Origin of the sequence: Streptomyces sp. NPDC048254 (assembly GCF_043201895.1) — a bacterium.
Classification (GTDB): Bacteria; Actinomycetota; Actinomycetes; order Streptomycetales; family Streptomycetaceae; genus Streptomyces.
Genome location: NZ_JBICZJ010000004.1, coordinates 588,937 through 606,839, shown reverse-complemented (window position 1 = coordinate 606,839; position 17,903 = coordinate 588,937). Strand labels below are relative to the sequence as shown.

13 protein-coding genes are annotated in these 17,903 nt (G+C 70.5%); 8 read left to right on the top strand and 5 right to left on the bottom strand.

The genetic code is table 11. From position 1 onward, the window contains the following. Window positions 1-31 precede the first annotated feature (31 nt). The gene (locus ACGFZQ_RS15195; RefSeq protein ID WP_393840748.1) at window positions 32-2,818 is read right to left on the bottom strand and encodes a lectin; all 2,787 of its coding nucleotides are present in this window, start codon (window positions 2,816-2,818) and stop codon (window positions 32-34) included. A 368-nt stretch (window positions 2,819-3,186) separates the two neighbouring features. On the opposite strand from ACGFZQ_RS15195, the gene ACGFZQ_RS15190 reads away from it, so the two are divergent. Next, window positions 3,187-4,674, top strand: coding sequence for an FGGY-family carbohydrate kinase (locus ACGFZQ_RS15190; RefSeq protein ID WP_393840747.1), 1,488 nt, complete (start codon window positions 3,187-3,189; stop codon window positions 4,672-4,674). Between the two features lie 102 nt (window positions 4,675-4,776). On the opposite strand, the gene ACGFZQ_RS15185 is transcribed toward ACGFZQ_RS15190, so the two are convergent. Then, window positions 4,777-5,934, bottom strand: a complete 1,158-nt coding sequence (locus ACGFZQ_RS15185; RefSeq protein WP_393840746.1) for a DUF3103 family protein — start codon at window positions 5,932-5,934, stop codon at window positions 4,777-4,779. Between the two features lie 230 nt (window positions 5,935-6,164). After that, entirely contained in the window at window positions 6,165-6,893 is a 729-nt protein-coding gene (locus tag ACGFZQ_RS15180; protein WP_393840745.1) for a FadR/GntR family transcriptional regulator, read from the bottom strand. 428 nt (window positions 6,894-7,321) lie between these two features. On the opposite strand from ACGFZQ_RS15180, the gene ACGFZQ_RS15175 reads away from it, so the two are divergent. The 3 genes from ACGFZQ_RS15175 to ACGFZQ_RS15165 are packed head-to-tail and all read left to right on the top strand — an operon-like array spanning window position 7,322 to window position 11,070. Beyond that, complete coding sequence (locus ACGFZQ_RS15175) at window positions 7,322-9,115, top strand: FAD-dependent oxidoreductase (protein ID WP_393840744.1); 1,794 nt, start codon at window positions 7,322-7,324, stop codon at window positions 9,113-9,115. A gap of 3 nt (window positions 9,116-9,118) precedes the next feature. Next, a complete protein-coding gene (locus ACGFZQ_RS15170) occupies window positions 9,119-10,165 on the top strand; it encodes a maleylacetate reductase (RefSeq protein WP_393840743.1) in 1,047 nt (348 codons plus the stop codon). Beyond that, the gene (locus tag ACGFZQ_RS15165; RefSeq protein WP_393840742.1) at window positions 10,162-11,070 is read left to right on the top strand and encodes an intradiol ring-cleavage dioxygenase; all 909 of its coding nucleotides are present in this window, start codon (window positions 10,162-10,164) and stop codon (window positions 11,068-11,070) included. Before ACGFZQ_RS15170 ends, ACGFZQ_RS15165 begins: the two co-directional genes overlap by 4 nt. Window positions 11,071-11,083: 13 nt before the next feature. Here the strand turns inward: ACGFZQ_RS15165 and ACGFZQ_RS15160 are convergent, their stop codons facing one another. Both ACGFZQ_RS15160 and ACGFZQ_RS15155 read right to left on the bottom strand, forming a co-directional pair. Beyond that, a complete protein-coding gene (locus ACGFZQ_RS15160) occupies window positions 11,084-12,028 on the bottom strand; it encodes an AraC family transcriptional regulator (RefSeq protein ID WP_393840741.1) in 945 nt (314 codons plus the stop codon). After that, window positions 12,025-12,942 carry a LysR substrate-binding domain-containing protein gene (locus tag ACGFZQ_RS15155; protein ID WP_351736617.1) on the bottom strand — a complete coding sequence of 306 codons (918 nt, stop codon included), beginning with the start codon at window positions 12,940-12,942 and terminating at the stop codon, window positions 12,025-12,027. Before ACGFZQ_RS15155 ends, ACGFZQ_RS15160 begins: the two co-directional genes overlap by 4 nt. 84 nt (window positions 12,943-13,026) lie before the next feature. On the opposite strand from ACGFZQ_RS15155, the gene ACGFZQ_RS15150 reads away from it, so the two are divergent. The 4 genes from ACGFZQ_RS15150 to ACGFZQ_RS15135 all read left to right on the top strand — a co-directional run bounded on the left by ACGFZQ_RS15150 (window position 13,027) and on the right by ACGFZQ_RS15135 (window position 17,902). After that, a complete protein-coding gene (locus ACGFZQ_RS15150) occupies window positions 13,027-14,229 on the top strand; it encodes a thiolase family protein (protein WP_393840740.1) in 1,203 nt (400 codons plus the stop codon). Next, on the top strand, window positions 14,226-14,897 hold the full coding sequence (locus ACGFZQ_RS15145; protein ID WP_393840739.1) for a 3-oxoacid CoA-transferase subunit A: 672 nt from the start codon (window positions 14,226-14,228) through the stop codon (window positions 14,895-14,897). Before ACGFZQ_RS15150 ends, ACGFZQ_RS15145 begins: the two co-directional genes overlap by 4 nt. Then, entirely contained in the window at window positions 14,894-15,559 is a 666-nt protein-coding gene (locus ACGFZQ_RS15140) for a 3-oxoacid CoA-transferase subunit B (protein ID WP_382537936.1), read from the top strand. Before ACGFZQ_RS15145 ends, ACGFZQ_RS15140 begins: the two co-directional genes overlap by 4 nt. Before the next feature lie 201 nt (window positions 15,560-15,760). Then, window positions 15,761-17,902, top strand: a complete 2,142-nt coding sequence (locus tag ACGFZQ_RS15135; protein WP_393840738.1) for a SpoIIE family protein phosphatase — start codon at window positions 15,761-15,763, stop codon at window positions 17,900-17,902. Window position 17,903: the final 1 nt, after the last annotated feature.

Below are 17,903 nucleotides of genomic sequence, written 5' to 3'. Positions count from 1 at the left end.
TCGCCTTGGACCCACGGGAACGCGCCACACCTCAGCTCGGCAGTTTCCAGTTCTGGGCCGCCGTGCCGTTGCAGGTGTACAGCTGAAGCTGGGTGCCGTTCGTCGTCGAGGAGTTGGGGTCGTCCAGGCACAGCTTGGACTCGGGGTTGACCAGCGACCCGTTCGTGCCGGCGGTCCACTGCTGGGCGCCGCTGCCGTTGCAGGTCCACAGCTGGATCAGCGTGCCGTTGGTGGTCCCGCTGTGATCGGCGTCCAGACACTTGCCGAGGGCCCGGATCGTTCCGTCGCCGGCGATGATCCAGTCCTGGGCGTACGTGTTGTCGCAGCCCCAGATCTGGACGTGAGTGCCGTCGGAGGTGCCGGAGGACGCGTCGTCCACACACAGGTTCGAGGCGACCGACGAGGTGAGCGGACCGATCCGCGGCGAGGTGGGCGCGGTGGTGTCCCCCGCGTACGAGGGCGGAGCCGCGGTGGCCGCGGTCGCCCACGACGTGTTGGCGGTGGTCCCCAGCGTGAAGTCCAGCGTGCCACCGGCCGTGATCGCCGCGGTCGGAGCGTAGGCGTTGTTCCACGCCGTGCCGTTCCACGCCGCGGACTGGACGTAGGGGGCGTTGTCGGCTGCGCCGTTGCCGTTGACCGTCAGCGTCCTGCCCGAGGGAAGGGTGACCACGGCTTGTGTGAACAGCGGTGATCCCAGGGCGAGATCGGCGGTTCCGGGCGTCTCGGGGAACATGCCGAGCGCCGACCACACGTACCAGGCACTCATCGCGCCGAGATCGTCGTTGCCGTCGGCCAGGCCGCCCGGGGTGTTCGACCAGATCTGGTCCTGGATCGCCCGGACCGTGCCCTGCGTCTTGTAGGGCTGCCCCGTGTAGTCGTACTCCCACGGGAGCTCGATGCTCGGCTCGTTGCCGACCCACGCGTAGCCGTTGGCGCCGGTGTAGCTGCGCAGCACGGTGTCCAGGTAGTGGTTCATCGCCGTGTTGCCGCCCTTGGCACGCGCCAGGCCGCCGATGTTGAAGGGAACCATTCCGGTGTAGATCCACGAGTCGGCCTCGACCATGTCGGTGCCGCTGGTGGGGTCGAACCCGCCGGTCCATGACCCGTTGGCGTTCCGGGGTTCCACGAAACCGGAGGCGGGGTTGAGCACGTTGCGCCAGTCCTGCGCGCGGTTGGCGTACGTCTTCTGGTTCGCGGTGTCGCCGAGCGCTCCGGCCATCGCGGAGATCGCGAAATCGGCCGTGTCGTACTCCAGGGTGGTGGCCACCGGGCCGTAGAAGTTGCAGCAGCCGTAGCTGCCGTCGTGCGGCATGTATCCCGGCGAGTTCAAGTACCCCAGGCCGGGCCGGTCGTTGTTGGTGGTGCCGGCCTGCTTGACCATGTCGGCCAGGGCCGTCGTGGTGTCGAAGTTCCGGGCGCCGAAGGCGTAGTAGTCGGCGATGATGGCGTCCGCCGGGTCGCCGACCATGACGTACGACTCGCCGTTGTTCTCCGACCACTTGGGGAAGATCCCGGTCTGCGTGTAGTCGTCGACCATCGACTGCGCGGTGTCCGAGGCGACCTGGGGAGCGACCAGGGCTTCGAGCTGGGCCTGCGAGCGGTAGATGTCCCAGCCGGAGTAGTTCGCGTACACCGCGCCGTGCCCGGCGTCGACGGTGTGCGTCTTCCCGTCGAAGCCGTAGTACTGGCCGTTGGCGTCACTGATCACGTTCGGGTGCAGCAGCGAGTGGTAGAGCGCGGTGTAGAAGCTCTGCTGCTGCGCGGCCGTCCCGCCGGCGATCTGCACCTTGCCGAGCGTGCTGTTCCACGCGTTCTGCGCCGCGGTGCGGGTCGCGTCGAAGTCCCAACCGGTGTTCTCCGCGGTCCGGTTGGCGACCGCGTTGGCGACCGACACATAGGAGATGCCGACCTTGGCCTGCACCACCGGGTTGGACGTGGTGTCGAAGGTGACGTAGCCGTTCGATGCGGCGGCGTCGGGGGCAGCGCTGCCCTTGGTGGTCTTCGGGGCCTTCGAGTCCACGGTTCTGGGGTTCTTGCCGTGCAGTACCGGCTCGTTGGGCTTCTCGGCGGCGTTCTTCGACGCCTTGGCCGGCGCGCTGGAGGTGGCGGTCGACGCCTTGGCGAGCGAGCTGCCCTGCGAGGCGAAAGGCCGGTCGAAGACCATGTCGAAGTACACGGTGTACGTGTTTCCCGCACCGCAGAAGTGGCCGCTGGTCACCTGCCCGCTCACCTCGGTGCTCGACACCTTGGTGAACTGCGTGGAGGTGGCACCGTTCTGACTGTCCGTCAACTTGAGGATCAGGTTGGCCTGGCTGGTCGAGGGGAAGGTGAAGCGCGCCATACCGCTGCGTGTCGTGGTGGTCAGCTCGGTGGTCACCTGGTTGTTGAGCGCGACCTTGTACGATCCTGCGGACGCCGACTCGTTGGCGTGGGAGAACGCGTCCGTCGCACCGGTGTTCACGGCGCCTGTCGTCGGCAGCACCGGTATGTCACCCGCCGCGCCGCAACCGGGCCCGGCGATGTGGGTCAGGCTGAAACCCGTGATCGACGTGTCGTTGTACTCGTAGCCCCCGCCGTCGGGACGCGAGGGAGTGTCGGGGCTCCACTGCACCATGCCGAACGGGACGTCGGCACCCGGGAAGTCGTCGGCCTGGTTCGACGTTCCGATGAACGGATTGACCAGAGTCGCCGGCGAGGTGACGAGCGCGGCCTTCCCGGCCGACCACGCGGGCGTGCACAGCCCGGCCGCGGCAAGCGCCGCGGCGGCGAGGAGACCGATCGCCATGGTTCCGGGAGGTCTCGACAGTCGTGTGATCACGGGGTTTGCTCCTCTACTCGGGAGTGGAGGTCGGACAACGTTGTCTTCGCGACGGGAACGCGACCCCGGGTGAATGAACGACGCACCGAGATGTCTTGATCACTTCAGGTTGACAACGTTGTCGAACCGTGGAGACGAGGTGCCTGAGATACGAACGCTTCGATGGGACCCTGGGGTGCGGGCGCCCGGGGAGCACAGCGGGAACTCCTGGGGAAGCTAGCCACAAGGCAGGGGCATGTCAACGACTGCCGCAAGGTCAGCGGGTACGGATGTGACGACATCTCCGGCAGCCGTCCGGCTGACCCGCGACCGCCCGCCGGACCGGGCGACAACTACGGTGGCGCACCCGGCGCCAAGGGAGGCAGTACATGATCGACGTCGTCTTCGGAGTGGATGTCGGGACCTCCAGCACCAAGGGCGTGGTGGTCGACACCGCCGGCCGGGTCCTGGGCGAGGCCGTACGCGGTCACGTGGTCGACCGTCCCCGGCCGGGGCACGTCGAGATGGACGCGCATGTGTGGTGGGACGAGTTCGTCTCGCTCGCGGCCGAGTTGCTCGATCGCGACGACGTCGTCGTCCGCGCCGTCGGAGTCAGCGGCATGGGCCCGTGCACCCTCCTGGTCGACGACGCGGGAGAGCCGCTGCGTCCGGCGGTGCTGTACGGGGTGGACACCCGCGCCGAGGAACAGATCACCCGGCTGAACCGGGAGTTGGGGTCGGACACCGTCTTCCGCAGGTGCGGTTCGGCGCTGTCGTCGCAGGCCGTCGGGCCGAAACTCGCCTGGATCCGCGAGCGGGAGCCCGAGGTGTGGGCACGCGCCCGCCGCCTCCTCATGCCCGCCTCGTGGCTCGCCCACCGGCTGACCGGCGCCTACGTGCTGGACCTGCATTCCGCCAGCCAGTGCACCCCGCTGTTCGACATCCACGAGCAGCGCTGGATCCCGGAGTGGGCCGAGCACATCGCTCCCGGCATCGAACTCCCCCCGCTGCGCTGGCCGGGCGAGGAGGCCGGCCGGGTGAGCACGCCCGTCGCGGGTATCCCGGCCGGGACGCCGGTGATCGTGGGGACGATCGACGCCTGGAGCGAGGCCGTCAGCGTCGGCGGCCACGGCGTCGGCGACCTGATGCTGATGTACGGCACCACGATGTTCCTGGTGAACACCGTCGACCGGCTCGTGACCAGCCCGTCGATGTGGTCCACGGTCGGAGCCCTGCCCGGCACCCGTTGCCTGGCCGGCGGTATGGCCACCTCCGGAGCCGTCACCGACTGGCTCGGGCACCTCTTCGGCGACGTCGGCCTCGGTGTGCTGTTCGACGAGGCGGCCGCCTCGCCCCCGGGTGCGAACGGCCTGGTGATGCTGCCGTACTTCGCCGGGGAACGCACACCCCTCATGGACCCCGACGCCCGGGGCGTGATCGCGGGCCTGACGCTGGGGCACACCCGGGGCGACCTGATGCGGGCGGCGCTGGAGGCCACCGCCTACGCTGTCCGGCACAACGTCGAGACGATGCTCGCGGCCGGCGCCGACATCCGGCGGGTCGTCGCGGTCGGCGGCGGCACCCGGGGCGGCCTGTGGCCTCAGATCGTCAGCGACGTCACCGGTCTCGAACAGATCGTCGCCCGCACGACCATCGGTGCCAGCTACGGTGCGGCCTTCCTCGCCGCCGGGCTGATCGGCCGACCGGACATCGCGGCCTGGAATCCGGCGGAATCGACGGTCCGGCCCGACCCCGCCACCGCGGGTGCCTACGACCGCCGGTTCACCCAGTACCGCATCCTGTACGAGAGCACCACCGCGGTCACCCACGCCCTGGCCCGCGACCAGAACACCGGCCGGGAGGAAGACACCCCGTGAGGTCGCCTACGCCGTCCAGGCGTGCGCCTGGACGGCCGTGCCCTCGCGCGGACCGGCGCGTTCGTCGCCGTGTGGTGGCCGGTCCGCGCCGGCGTGCCAGGTCTAGAACTCCTCGACGAAGTAGGGCTCGACGGTCATCCAGCCGTTGCCGGAAGCGCCGTTCAGCCGGCCCGAGGAGTTCTGGGCGAGGGTGTACCAGGACTCCACGTAGTCGGGGTCGTCGGTGAACCAGCTGTCGGGGATCGCGCTCAGGACCGCGTTCACCAACGGGATGTAGGTGCCCTGGTCGGTCACGGTGAGCAGCGCCGTGGTGATCGCCTCGGCCAGCGCACGGTAGTTGGTGCCGTCGTCGTCCTCCATCATGACGACGTCGGCCAGGTTGTACTTGTAGTTCGACCAGTTGACCAGGATCTGGTTCGGGTAGTAGACGGTGGCGTCGTAGTCCAGGTAGGGCATGTCCACCGAGTCGACACGCGCCGTGCCGTCCTGGCCGAAGCCGGTCACCAGCGAGAACATCTCGGCGGCGCCCTTGAACCAGGGCTCCTGGTCGTCGTTCACCTCGACGGCCGTGACCTTGGTCGCCCACCAGCCCGCCGCGCTCGCGGCGTCGGCGCTGTTCGCCGCCTTCGACGGGAGGGAGGTCAGCCCCTTGTCGGCGAAGGCGTTCTGCAGCACCTTCAGGCCGGCCCGGTGGGCCTTGGTGACGTCGATGTCCAGGACGTACAGCGGGCGGTCGGGGACATGCGCGGTGCCGACGGCGTGGGCGTGGCCCTGACTGTCGTACGCCGTGATGGTCTTGGCGTCGTCGTCGGCCGCGGCGACGGCGATCCAGGGGGTGGCTTCGGCGTTCAGGTGCGACCGCATGGACGGCGCGCCCAGCCGAACGCGCAGCAGCGACCCGGTCGACGCGGGCAGGCCCTTCACGCCCGCGATGCGACGGTCCGCGGCAACGACGGAAGCGAGCAGGTTCCTGCCCTCCGGAGCAGCGGTCCTGCCTGCCAGCGCCTGGAGATCCACGTCCTCGGTGCCGAGCGCGGCCGCACGGACCTGCGCACGCCACTGCGGGTCGCGGAGCGAGGCGGACAGCGCCCGCGCGATCTCCTGCTCGGTCGACCGCACCGGAGACTTCCGGAACGGTGTGGCCTGGTCCCCCGCGTCCCGTACCGGCGCGGCGATCGCCGGCTGGACGGTGCCGCCGATGACCGCGGACAGCATCACGCCGATGAGGACGCCACGTCTCTTGCTTGATCTGCTCACCATGCTCCTTGTGTTGTCGGTCGCCGCCGCGCCCACGGTGAACGGGCGGCCGTCATGGGGGTGATGGGCCCGGACCCGCTCGAACTTGTCCGGGACATGACATGAACAGGTGCGTGGGATGAACGGGTGCCGCGCATGAATGATCGGGGCCACGCCGAGGCCGGCCCGGTTCGTCGCACACGCCTCGCCGCGACGGGAGGCGGTGGGCCCGCAGTCGCGGCCGGGAAGCGCGGCTACCGGGGGCTGTCGGCGGACGGCCGCCCGCGAGGACTGCCCAACGCGCCAAGCATGATCTTCTCGGTGCCGGCCAGATACGCCTCCGCCGCGCGCCGCGCCTCCTCACCGTCCCGGTCGACCACGGCCCGCACCACCGGCGCCAGCCGGTCCGTCGCCCGCGCCGCGTCCTCGAACGGCGCCCGCAGCGAGGCCCGCACCGGAAGATAGGCGTTGAACAGCGTGTTCGTGAGAAGCAGATAGACCCGGTTCCCCGTGGCCCGCGCCAGCTCGCGATGCACTTCCACGTCGGCGAGCTGGACGGCGTCGGCGTCCGGGCCGTCGGCGACTTGACGCAGCAGGTGTTCCAGCCGCCGGGCCTGTCGTTCCGTGCGCCGGTCGGCCGCGCGGCCGGCGATCACGGTGCCGATCTGCCGCCGCACCTCGAAGACCTCCCGCAGCCACGTGGGATCCTGTGCGGCCAGCATCGGAAGCAGGTCGGCACCGCCGACCCGCAGGTAGTCCAGGATGCGCGTGCCGATGCCGTGCCGGGTGCTCAGCAGCCCCGCCTGCTCCAACCGGGTCAGCGCGTGCTTCAACGTCGTTCGGGTGACCCCGTACCCGGCGGCCAGCTCCCGCTCGGGGGGCAGCAGGGATCCGGGTTCGTGCGTGCCGCTCAGGATGTCGTCACGCAGCCGTGCTTCAAGCAGGTCGACCACGGTTCGGCGCGGAATGCTTTCGACGGCCACGGAGGATCTCCCAGGCTTCGGTCAGTGGTTCAGCGGCTCACTGGTCTAGTGGCCCACTGGTTCAGCGACTTATTGGTCCAGTGGCTCAGCCACCGCCTCAGTGAAGCAGCCCCCGACCGCCACGTCAATTACCTGGCGGCACAGAGGAGTTGTGCAGGGGTACGCGCGTAGAGGGCCGACGCGTAAACCAGCAGCGTGAGGCCTGCGACCTGCCCGGCCGGGTTTGCGCCGGCCGGGAGACACCCGGCCTCGCGCGGCATGCTCCGCGACAGCCGCGCGTTCGGACCCCGCGGTGTGAGCGGTCTTTCGTGGATCCGCCATCTCTTGGTGTATCCGCCGACCTCGCAGCCGCCCTGTTCCGTCCCGTCCGAGTCCGTCTCACACTGGCGCAGCCGGCAACGCCGCCGGATCGATGAAAGGTCAGCACGATGCCCATGTTCAACGACGGGATGTCCGAGACCGAGCTGCCGGCCGACTCGGCCGTCACGACCGACGTCGTGGTCGTCGGTTCCGGCCCTGCGGGCGCCTCCGCGGCGCTGCTGCTGGCGACGCTGGGCGTCGACACCATCATGATCACGAAGTACCGGTGGACGGCGAACACCCCCCGCGCGCACATCACCAACCAGCGCGCGATGGAGGTCTTCCGCGATCTGGGCATCGAAGCGCAGGTGCAGGCCGACGCCACGGACCACTCCCTCGTCGGCGACACGGTGTTCTGCACCAGCATCACCGGTGAGGAGATCGGCCGTATCCACACGTGGGGCACCCGGCCGGACCGCGAGGCGGACTACCGGCTGGCCTCCCCCTGCCTCACCGTGGACATCCCGCAGACGTATCTCGAGCCGATCCTGGTCCGCAACGCGACGCAGCGCGGCGCGCAAACCCGGTTCTCCAGCGAGTACCTGTCCCACACCCAGGACGCCGACGGAGTCACCGTGCGGGTGCTGGACCGGCTCACCGGGTACGAGTACAGCATCCGCGCGAAGTACCTGATCGGCGCGGACGGCGCCCGCTCCAAGGTCGCCGCGGACATCGGTCTGCCCTACGAGGGCGCGATGGACATCGCCGGCTCGATGAACATCACGTTCAAGGCCGACATCAGCCGCTACGTCGCCCACCGGCCGTCCGTCCTCTACTGGGTCGTCCAGCCCGGCTCGAACGTCGGCGGCATCGGCGCCGGGCTCGTGCGCATGGTGCGCCCGTGGAACGAGTGGCTGATCGTGTGGGGCTACGACATCGCCGGGGAACCCCCGGTCGTCGACGAGGCCGCTGCCGTGCAGATCGTCCGCAACCTCCTCGGAGCACCCGACCTGGAGGTGGAGATCACCGGCACCAGCCTGTGGGGCAACAACGAGATGTACGCGACACGACTGCACCAGGGCCGCGTGTTCTGTGCGGGCGACGCCGTGCACCGGCACCCGCCGAGCAACGGTCTGGGCTCCAACACCTCCGTCCAGGACGCCTACAACCTCGCGTGGAAGATCGCGGCCGTGCTCAAGGGGCATGCGGGACCGAGCCTGTTGGAGACGTACACGGCAGAGCGGGCCCCCGTCGCCGAGCGCATCGTCAAGCGCGCCAACAAGTCCAGCCGCGAGTTCATCGACATCTTCGAGGCACTGGGCGTTCTCGGAGCACCGGACGAGGCCGCGATGACGGCCGCCATCGAGGAACGCAAGGCCAACACCCCCGCAGGGGCCGCCAAGAGGGCCGCGCTGGTGCGCGCGATGGAGCTGAAGAACTACGAGTTCAACGCGCACGGTGTGGAGCTCGGCCAGCACTACACCTCGACGGCCGTCGTCTCCGACGGCAGCGAACTGCCCACGCCCGCACGCGATGCCGATCTGTACTACGAGATGTCGACCGTCCCCGGCGCGCACCTGCCGCACGTCTGGGTCGGCGACAGTGCACACCGTCACGCGCTGATGGACCTCGCGCCCTACGACCGTTGGACGCTGCTGACCGGCATCGCGGGCGAGGCGTGGGAGCAGGCGGCCGAAAAGGTCGGCGAGGAGTTGGGCGTCCCGCTCAAGACGGTCGTCATCGGCCCGGGCCGGGAGGTGACCGACCTCTACTACGACTGGGCGAAGCTGCGCGAGGTCGATGAGAGCGGCGTACTGCTGGTGCGGCCCGACAAGCACATCGCGTGGCGGGCCATGGAGCTGCCCGACAACCCTGAAGATCAGCTGCGTGCTGCTCTGCTCGCCATCCTGGGAAGGGACTAGACCGTGCGGTTCGTCCACGACACGCTGCCGCAGCGGGTGCGGTTCGCCTCCGGCGCCGCCGAGGAGAGCCTGGCCGCGGAGGTCGCCGCGCTCGGCTCCCGGCGGGTGATGGTCATCGCGGGAGCGGCCGAGCGGGAGCTCGCCGATCGCGTCACCGCCGGCCTGCCCGTCGTCCACCGGCACGACGACGTCGTCATGCACGTGCCCGTCGAGGTCGCCCTGCGAGCTCGTGCGGCGGCCGCCGAACGGGAGGTCGACGCCCTGATCAGTATCGGCGGCGGCTCCACCACGGGCCTGGCCAAGGCGGTCGCGCTGACCACCGGGCTGCCGATCGTCGCCGTCCCGACCACGTACGCCGGCTCGGAGGCCACCGCCGTCTGGGGGCTGACCGAGGACTCCGTGAAGACCACCGGTACGGATGCGAAGGTCCTGCCGCGTGCCGTCGTCTACGACGCCTCGCTGACGCTCTCCCTTCCGGTCAAGATGAGTGTCGCTTCGGGTCTCAACGCGCTCGCCCACTGCGTGGACTCCATGTGGGCACCGCGGACCGATCCGATCGACCAGGCGCTCGCCGCCGAGGGCGTGCGGGCTCTGCGGGCGGGGCTGCCACTGGTCGTGAAGGACCCGCAGGCGCTGGACGGCCGGGAACAGGCGTTGTACGGCGCCTACTTGGCCGCCGTGGCGTTCGCCTCCGCCGGGTCCGGACTACACCACAAGATCTGCCATGTGCTGGGCGGCATGTTCAACCTTCCGCACGCCCAGACCCACGCGGTGGTCCTCCCCCATGTCCTCGCCTTCAACGCGCCCTTCGCCCCTGACGCCGAACGGCGCCTGGCCGCGGCCTTCGGTTCCCCGTCCGCTGTCGAGGGGCTCGTCGGCCTCGGTGACCGGCTCGGTGCGCCGCGCTCGCTGCGCGACCTCGGTATGCCCCGGGACGGTGTGGCGGCGGTGGCCGAGGCCGTCGTGGCCGCCGCACCCGCGGGCAACCCGCGGCCCGTCACACTCGACGCGATCACCGATCTGGTCCGGAACGCCTGGGAAGCCCGATGAACGACACCCCCACCCCCCGCACCCCCCTCCCGGCCGAGCAGCAGGAGCGTGAGGAGCAGATCACCCGCCAGGTGCTGGCGTCCTTCGACGACTGCGCCGACCCACGGCTGCGCGAGATCATGCGGTCACTGGTCCACCACCTGCACGCGTTCGTCCGAGAGGTCCGGCTCACCGAGGGCGAGTGGAGCAAGGGGATCGAGTTCCTCACCCGCGCCGGTCACATCACCGACGAGCGCCGCCAGGAGTTCATCCTGCTGTCGGACGTGCTCGGAGCCTCCATGCAGACGGTCGCCGTCAACAACGAGGCGTACGGCGACGCCACCGAGGCCACCGTCTTCGGCCCGTTCTTCGTCGACAACAGCCCCGAGATCGCCCAGGGCGGCGATCTCGCCTTCGGGGCCGCCGGAGAACCCTGCTGGGTGGAGGGCACCGTCACCGACTCCGCCGGAAACCCCGTGGCCGGGGCGCGGATCGAGGTGTGGGAGGCGGACGAGGACGGCTTCTACGACACGCAGTACGGGGACGACCGGCTGGCGGCGCGGGCGCACCTGTTCAGCGACGCCGACGGCCGCTACCGGTTCTGGGGGCTCACGCCGACGCCGTATCCGATTCCGCACGACGGTCCGGTGGGAGCGCTGCTGGCGGCGACCGGGCGTTCGCCCATGCGCGCCTCCCACCTGCACTTCATGGTGAGTGCCCCCGCGTTGCGCACGCTGGTCACGCACATCTTCGTCCGCGGTGACGAACTGCTGGACCGGGACTCCGTGTTCGGGGTGAAGGAGTCGCTCGTCAAGGACTTCGTGACGCAGCCGGCGGGTACGCCCACGCCGGACGGCCGCGACCTCGGCGAGCGGTCCTGGTCCCGGGTCGGCTTCGACATCGTGCTGGCACCCGACGGCACCTAATCCCGCACCCCCGCTACGAGCGTGCGCGCGCCTCGCGCAGGACGTCGGTGGCGCGCAGGCCGTAGCGTTCCCTGAACCGGTGGGAGAAGTGGGCGGCCGACGCGAACCCGCAGCGCGCGGCCACCTCGGCGACGGTCGCCTCTCCCCCGGTGTTCAGCAGTGTGCGGGCTCGCTCGAGGCGGCGGTGCAGCAGGTACCGCGGGACGCTCGTGCCGCCCGCGGCGAACACCCGGGACAGATGGCGCTCGCTGATCCCGATGCCGCGGGCGATGCGGGCCGCCGAGAGCCCCAGGTCGGCCAGGTGGTCGTCGATGTAGGTCTTCGCGACGGTCAGGTGGACGGTGGAGAGGGAGGGGGCGCGGCCGCTCGCGGCGGACACGAGCAGGTCCAGCACCGCGTCCTCGTCCACGCTCGCGGCGCCGGAGGACTCCGGAGGCAGTGCCCGGGCGACGAGGGTGGCGAGCGTCCGGGTGTGGACGGCGCCGGCGTCGATGACCAGCGGCTGCGGCAGGGAGGGCGGCCCGCCGAGGTCGCGCCACACCGTGTGGGGGATCTTGACCGCGAGTTCCTCCAGGCCGTGCGAGAAGCCCCGGATGAAGGGCTGGTCGGCGTCGCAGACCAGCAGCTGTCCCGGATGCAGCAGCCGTACGCCGTCGTCGTAGTAGAAGAAGGCGTCACCGGCCAGGGTCAGGAAGCAGGCCACGGCGTCCGAGGGCACGCGGCGGATCTCGGCGTCGGGTCGTTCGACGACGTGGGGGCTGCCGAGGACCCGGGCGAGATGTGCTCTGGGCAGCTGGAGGTTGATCTCCGTCGCATCGAGGGCCGTGTCGTGCAGGGAACGGCAGCGCAGCCCGATCAGGGCCTCGGCGTTGTGCTCTTCCCACAGGGCGATGCGTTCCGCCTCGGGAAGGCCGGTCGTACTGAAGCGCACCGGAGCACCGGTTGTGCCGCTCGTCATCCCTCCAGCGTAGAGGGCGGGCCTTCCCTGTGTTCAAGGCCTTCCACGCACTCTTTGATCACAGCGGCGACCTGATCGGTGGCGGGGGTGGCACGCCGGGCATGGCTCGCGAGGACCAGATCGACGGATTCCGTCCGGGTGAGGGGCACGTAGGCGACGCTGGCGAGGCGGAGGCTCTGTACCGGTGAGGGCACGAGGGCGACGCCGTGTCCGGCGGCCACGAAGACGACCAGGGTGGCCGTCTCTCCGACCTCCATCAGTGAGGTGGGCTGGAATCCGGCGCGCCGGCATGCGGCCAGGACCCGGCCGTACATGGAGGACCGCGAGGAGTGGACGACGAACGGCTCGTCGGCCAGAGCCTTGAGCGAGATGTGCCGCCGGGCCGCGAGGGGGTGGTGCGAGGGGAGCACGGCCACCAGGGATTCGGAGCGCAGGGGCGTGGTGCGGATGTCCTCGTGGTCGGCGGGGCCGCGCAGGACCGCCAGGTCATAGGTGCCGGCGAGCAGTCCGTCGACCAGGTCGGGGGTGAGGAGTTCACCGCGCAGGTCCATGGTGATCCTGGGCAGCCGGGCCCGTACGGTGCGTGCGACCTGCGGCAGAAGGTCGTAGGTGGCGGTGCCGATGAAGCCGGTCGAGACCCGTCCGGCGTGGCCGTCGGCCAGCTCTGTCATGTGCCGGCGGGCGCGCTCCTCCTCCGCGACCAGGGTGCGGGCGTGCTCCAGGAGGTGGTGTCCGGCCTCGGTCAGGGCGACGTGCCGGGTCGAGCGGGTGAACAGTGTGGTCCTGAGCTCCTTCTCCAGCTGTTTGATCTGCTGGGAGAGGGCCGGTTGAGCCACGTGCAGCCGGGTGGCCGCCCGTCCGAAGTGGCACTCCTCGGCCAGCGCCAGGAAGTACCGGATCTGTCGCAGCTCCATACCCCGATTCTATAAGATCGGCTTATTAATCCATGCAGATTGGGTCTTGGACGCGCTGCAGTCCGCGCTCCTACCGTGACGGGTATGACCGACAGCTATCTCTACTCGGCGGTGCGAACCCCCTTCGGCCGCTTCAGGGGCGCCCTCTCCGAGGTCCGGCCCGACGACCTCGCGGCACAGGTCATCGGCGGGGTCCTCGCCAAGACCCCCGCACTGGATCCCGGCCGCATCGACGACGTCGTCTGGGGCAACGCCAACGGCGCCGGCGAGGACAACCGCAACGTCGGCAGGATGGCCGTCCTGCTGGCGGGGCTGCCCACCTCGGTGCCCGCGACCACCGTCAACCGCCTGTGCGGATCGTCCCTCGACGCCGCCCTCATCGCCTCGCGCGACATCGAGAGCGGCGACGCGGACATCGTCCTCACCGGCGGAGTCGAGTCGATGACCCGTGCCCCGTGGGTCCTGCCCAAGCCCGGGCGCGGCTTCCCCGCGGGGGACGTCACCGCCGTGTCCACCACCCTCGGCTGGCGCCTGGTCAACGAGCGCATGCCCAAGGAGTGGACGGTCTCCCTGGGCGAGGCGAACGAACAGCTCGTGGACCGCTTCGCCATCTCCCGCGAGCGCCAGGACGCGTTCGCCCTCCGCTCCCACCGTCTCGCCGACGACGCCTGGAACGCGGGCTTCTACGACGACCTGGTCGTCCCCGTCTCGGACGGCGAGCGCACCGTTCTGGAACGCGACGAGGGCATCCGCCCCGGGTCCACCATGGAGAAGCTCGCCACGCTCAAGCCCGCCTACCGCGCCGACGGCCTCATCACGGCCGGAAACGCCTCGCCGCTGAACGACGGCGCCTCCGCGGTGCTGCTCGGTTCGGCCGCGGCCGCCGACCGCATCGGCGTGGATCCCCTCGCCCGCGTCGCGGGCCGCGGCCGCGCCGCGGTGGATCCGCAGATGTTCGGCTACGCCCCCGTCGAGGCCGTGAACAGGGCGCTCAAGCGCGCGGGCATCTCCTGGGCCGACGTCGACGCCGTCGAACTGAACGAGGCGTTCGCCGTCCAGGCGCTGGCGTGCGTGGACGCCTGGGATGTCGACCCGGAAATCGTCAACACCAAGGGCGGGGCCATCGCGCTCGGCCACCCCCTCGGTGCGTCCGGCGGCCGCCTGCTCGGCACCCTCTGCCGCCGTCTGCAGGAGTCCGGCAAGCGGTGGGGCGTCGCGGCGATCTGCATCGGTGTCGGCCAGGCCCTCGCCGTGGTCCTGGAGAACGTCGCCGGGGGCAGCAGGTGACCACGCGGCTGTGTGCTCATGCGGACGAGGCGGTCGCCGGCGTCCGGGACGGCTCGACGGTGCTCGTCGGAGGCTTCGGCATGGCGGGCATGCCGGTGGCACTGATCGACGCTCTGATACGGCAGGGGGCCACGGACCTCACGGTCGTCTCCAACAATGCCGGGAACGGCGACACCGGTCTTGCCGCACTGCTGGCCGCGGGACGGGTCCGCAAGGTGATCTGTTCCTTCCCCCGCCAGGCGGACTCCTGGGTGTTCGACGACCTCTACCGGGCGGGCCGGATCGAACTCGAAGTGGTCCCCCAAGGCACTCTGGCGGAACGGCTGAGGGCGGCCGGAGCCGGTATCGGCGCCTTCTTCTGCCCCACCGGTGTCGGCACGCTGCTCGCGGAGGGCAAGGAGGTACGCGAGATCAACGGCCGACTCCATGTGCTGGAGTACCCCATCGGCGGAGACCTCGCGCTGATCGGCGCTCATCGTGCCGACCGGATGGGCAACCTCGTCTACCGCAAGACCGCGCGGAACTTCGGTCCCGTCATGGCCACCGCGGCCACCACCGTGGTCGCCCAGGTCCGCGAGGTCGTCGAGACCGGCGAGATCGATCCCGAGACCGTCGTGACGCCCAGTATCTTCGTCGACCGGATAGTACAGGTGGCTGATCACTCATGACCCGGACTTCCCCGACGACCGGCGGTCAGGGCCCGCTGGGCAAGCACGACATCGCCGCCCTCATCGCCCGTGACATCCCGCAGGGAGCCTTCGTCAACCTCGGCATCGGCCAGCCGACCCTCGTGGCCGACCACCTCTCCCCCGGTTCCGGCGTCGTTCTGCACACCGAGAACGGCATGCTCAACATGGGCCCCGCCGCCTCGGAGGACCAGATCGATCCGGACCTGACCAACGCGGGCAAGGTTCCCGTCACCGAACTGCCGGGCGCCGCCTACTTCCACCACGCGGACTCCTTCGCGATGATGCGCGGCGGTCATCTGGACATCTGCGTCCTCGGCGCCTTCCAGGTCTCCGCACGTGGCGACCTGGCCAACTGGCACACCGGCGCACCCGACGCCATTCCCGCGGTCGGCGGAGCCATGGACCTGGCCATCGGGGCGAAGAAGGTCTTCGTGATGATGAACCTCTTCACCCGGGACGGAGCACCCAAGCTGGTCTCCGAGTGCGGCTACCCGCTCACCGGCCTGGCCTGCGTGGACCGCGTCTACACGGATCTGGCCGTCTTCGACATCACCTCGGACGGGGTCCGGGTGCGGCAGACCTTCGGCATCGACGTACCCGAACTCGCCGACCGCCTGGGCCTGCCGCTGCTGACCGGCTGAACACGGCCGGCCGTCGGCTCCGGTGCGTGCCCGGGCCGGGCCGCTGTTCGTTCACTGTCCGCGTTCGCCGGGTGATCCGCCGGTGTGGGCGAAGCGGGCCCCGGTGATATTCAATGAAGTGTGCGGTCAGGGATCTCGGGACCCCCTCGCCGGGTCCGAGCACGGCTCCGGCGCTGCGTCGGCGATTGCTGAGTGAGCCACATGGACTCCACACCATCCTCCTCGTCGTCTTCGCCGTTCGACATGGTCAGCAGCGCCCTGGGACGTTACGTCCCCCGTGGAGAAGCGGAACCGGCCGCCGGGCACGGCACGCGTCTACGCGCGCCCGACGGTCCGGCGGCCGGCCGTCAGGATCAGATACTCGGCGTGATCAACCTGGACAGGGACCTGAGGGTGATCCGCTCCAATCTGGACGCCCCGGTGTTCGCCGGTCTGGACGCCGTGCCCGGAAGTCCTTTCGTCGATCTCCTGCCCCCCGGTGACGTGCCGACGGTCACACGTCGGTTGCGGCAGGTTCTGGAGACCGGGGAGGCCCATGTCGCGCGGATCCAGCGCCTGCGGCGCCTCGACGGGTCGGAGCTGGTGGTGTCGCTGAGCATCCTGCCCGCCGCGGTGCCTCAGGAGGGCCTGACCGTCTCCGTCATCGCCATGGCCAAGAGGCTGCACCTGTACGCCGCCGAGACCGCGATCGGCACCTCGCTGGACATCGGCGAGACCGCGCAGTCACTGGCGGAGTCCCTGCTGGCCTGGGGAGACGTGGCCGCCGTCGACCTCGACTTCGCCGTGTGGACGGGCGAGGGAGTCACCGCTCAGACGCAGGGACGCATCCGGCTGCGGCGGGCGGCCCTGGTGCCGAACCGGGCGTGGCCCGAGGGCTATGTCACTCCGGGCGACGATCTCCCAGGCGACGCGAGTCGCCTGCTGGCGCAGGCGGTGCGGCGGGACGACGCCCCGCAGGCCATCGTCATACCCGACCGGAAGGCGGTCGAGCGGGTCCTCGGCAGTCCGCGCCTGATACGTGCCCTGGTGCCCGGCGACCGGTCGGCGGGGGTGGCGTGCATACCTCTGGTCCTGGACGGCGTGCCGCCCGTCGTGCTGGGCCTCGCGGAGATCTGGCGGCGGGCCGACAGCCCTTTCCGCGACAGCGAACTGTTCGACCTGCAGGAACTGGTCGCCAGGACCGTCCACCACGTCGACCTGGCCCGTCAGCACCAGCGCGAGCACAAGCAGGTGCTGGCGTTGCAGCGCCGGCTGCTGCCCCGCACGGGCGGCCACACCATCGAGATCGCCAGTGTCTACCAGCCCGCCACGCCCGACAGCGCGGGGGTCGGCGGTGACTGGGTGAACAGCTTTCCGCTGCCGGACGGTCGTACCGCGCTGGTGGTGGGTGACGTCGTCGGGCATGGCCTGGGGGCCGCGGCGACCATGGGCCAGCTGAGCATGGAGGCCCGCGCGCTGCTGTCCGCGGGGCTCGCGCCCGACGAGGTACTGGAGCATCTGGACGAGACCGTGACGCTGCTGGACGACACGGAGTCCGGGCTGGCGGCCGGCTACAGCGCCCTCGGTTCGACCTGCTGCATCGCCCTCTACGACCCGGTCAGCCACAGCATGGCACTGTCCAGCGCCGGCCATCTCCCCCCGGTCCTCGTGTCCCCGGACGGGCGCGCGGGCCCGCTCGCGATCCGTCCGCATCCGGGTCTGGGGGCCGAGTTCGCACTGCGAGAGCCGTTCGACGTACACACGTTCGACGTCCCCCCTGGTTCTCTGCTCGCCCTCTACACGGACGGCCTGGTGGAGGATCCGACCGTGGCGATCGACGACGGCATCGGCAGGCTGGCGGACGTCGTGTCCGCGGTGCACCCCTGGGACGCCCTCCAGCAGGCCGCACGGCACGTGGTCTCCGCACTGGCACCCACGCACCAGCGCGACGACGTGACCCTGTTGCTGGCGCGGATGATCGGCTACCGCAAGGGGGACACCGCGACCTGGCGGCTGCCCGCCCGCGACGACGCGCCCGCCCGTGCCCGCGTACTGCTCTCCGCGCTGATGCGGCGGTGGCACACCCGGGACGACACCCGGGACAACGTACTGCTCCTGGCAAGCGAGCTGGTCACCAACGCGGTGCGCTTCGCCACCGGCCCCGTCACGGTACGGCTGATCAGGGCCGGCCCGAGCCTGCTGTGCGAGGTGGGCGACACCGGCAACGGCAGGCCGCGTCTGAGGCGGGGCGGCCTCTACGACGACGGGGGTCGCGGACTGTACGTCGTGCACAGGCTCACCACCCGGTGGGGCGTGCGGTGGACCGGCACCGGCAAGGTGGTCTGGGCGGAGGTCGCGAGGTGAC

Bases quoted from the DNA above. Each gene is read 5' to 3' on its own strand.
- ACGFZQ_RS15135 (WP_393840738.1), top strand. From the start codon at position 15,761: ATGGACTCCACACCATCCTCCTCGTCGTCTTCGCCGTTCGACATGGTC.
- ACGFZQ_RS15150 (WP_393840740.1), top strand. From the start codon at position 13,027: ATGACCGACAGCTATCTCTACTCGGCGGTGCGAACCCCCTTCGGCCGC.
- ACGFZQ_RS15185 (WP_393840746.1), bottom strand. From the start codon at position 5,934: ATGGTGAGCAGATCAAGCAAGAGACGTGGCGTCCTCATCGGCGTGATG.
- ACGFZQ_RS15140 (WP_382537936.1), top strand. From the start codon at position 14,894: ATGACCCGGACTTCCCCGACGACCGGCGGTCAGGGCCCGCTGGGCAAG.
- ACGFZQ_RS15165 (WP_393840742.1), top strand. From the start codon at position 10,162: ATGAACGACACCCCCACCCCCCGCACCCCCCTCCCGGCCGAGCAGCAG.
- ACGFZQ_RS15175 (WP_393840744.1), top strand. From the start codon at position 7,322: ATGCCCATGTTCAACGACGGGATGTCCGAGACCGAGCTGCCGGCCGAC.
- ACGFZQ_RS15160 (WP_393840741.1), bottom strand. From the start codon at position 12,028: ATGACGAGCGGCACAACCGGTGCTCCGGTGCGCTTCAGTACGACCGGC.
- ACGFZQ_RS15190 (WP_393840747.1), top strand. From the start codon at position 3,187: ATGATCGACGTCGTCTTCGGAGTGGATGTCGGGACCTCCAGCACCAAG.
- ACGFZQ_RS15155 (WP_351736617.1), bottom strand. From the start codon at position 12,942: ATGGAGCTGCGACAGATCCGGTACTTCCTGGCGCTGGCCGAGGAGTGC.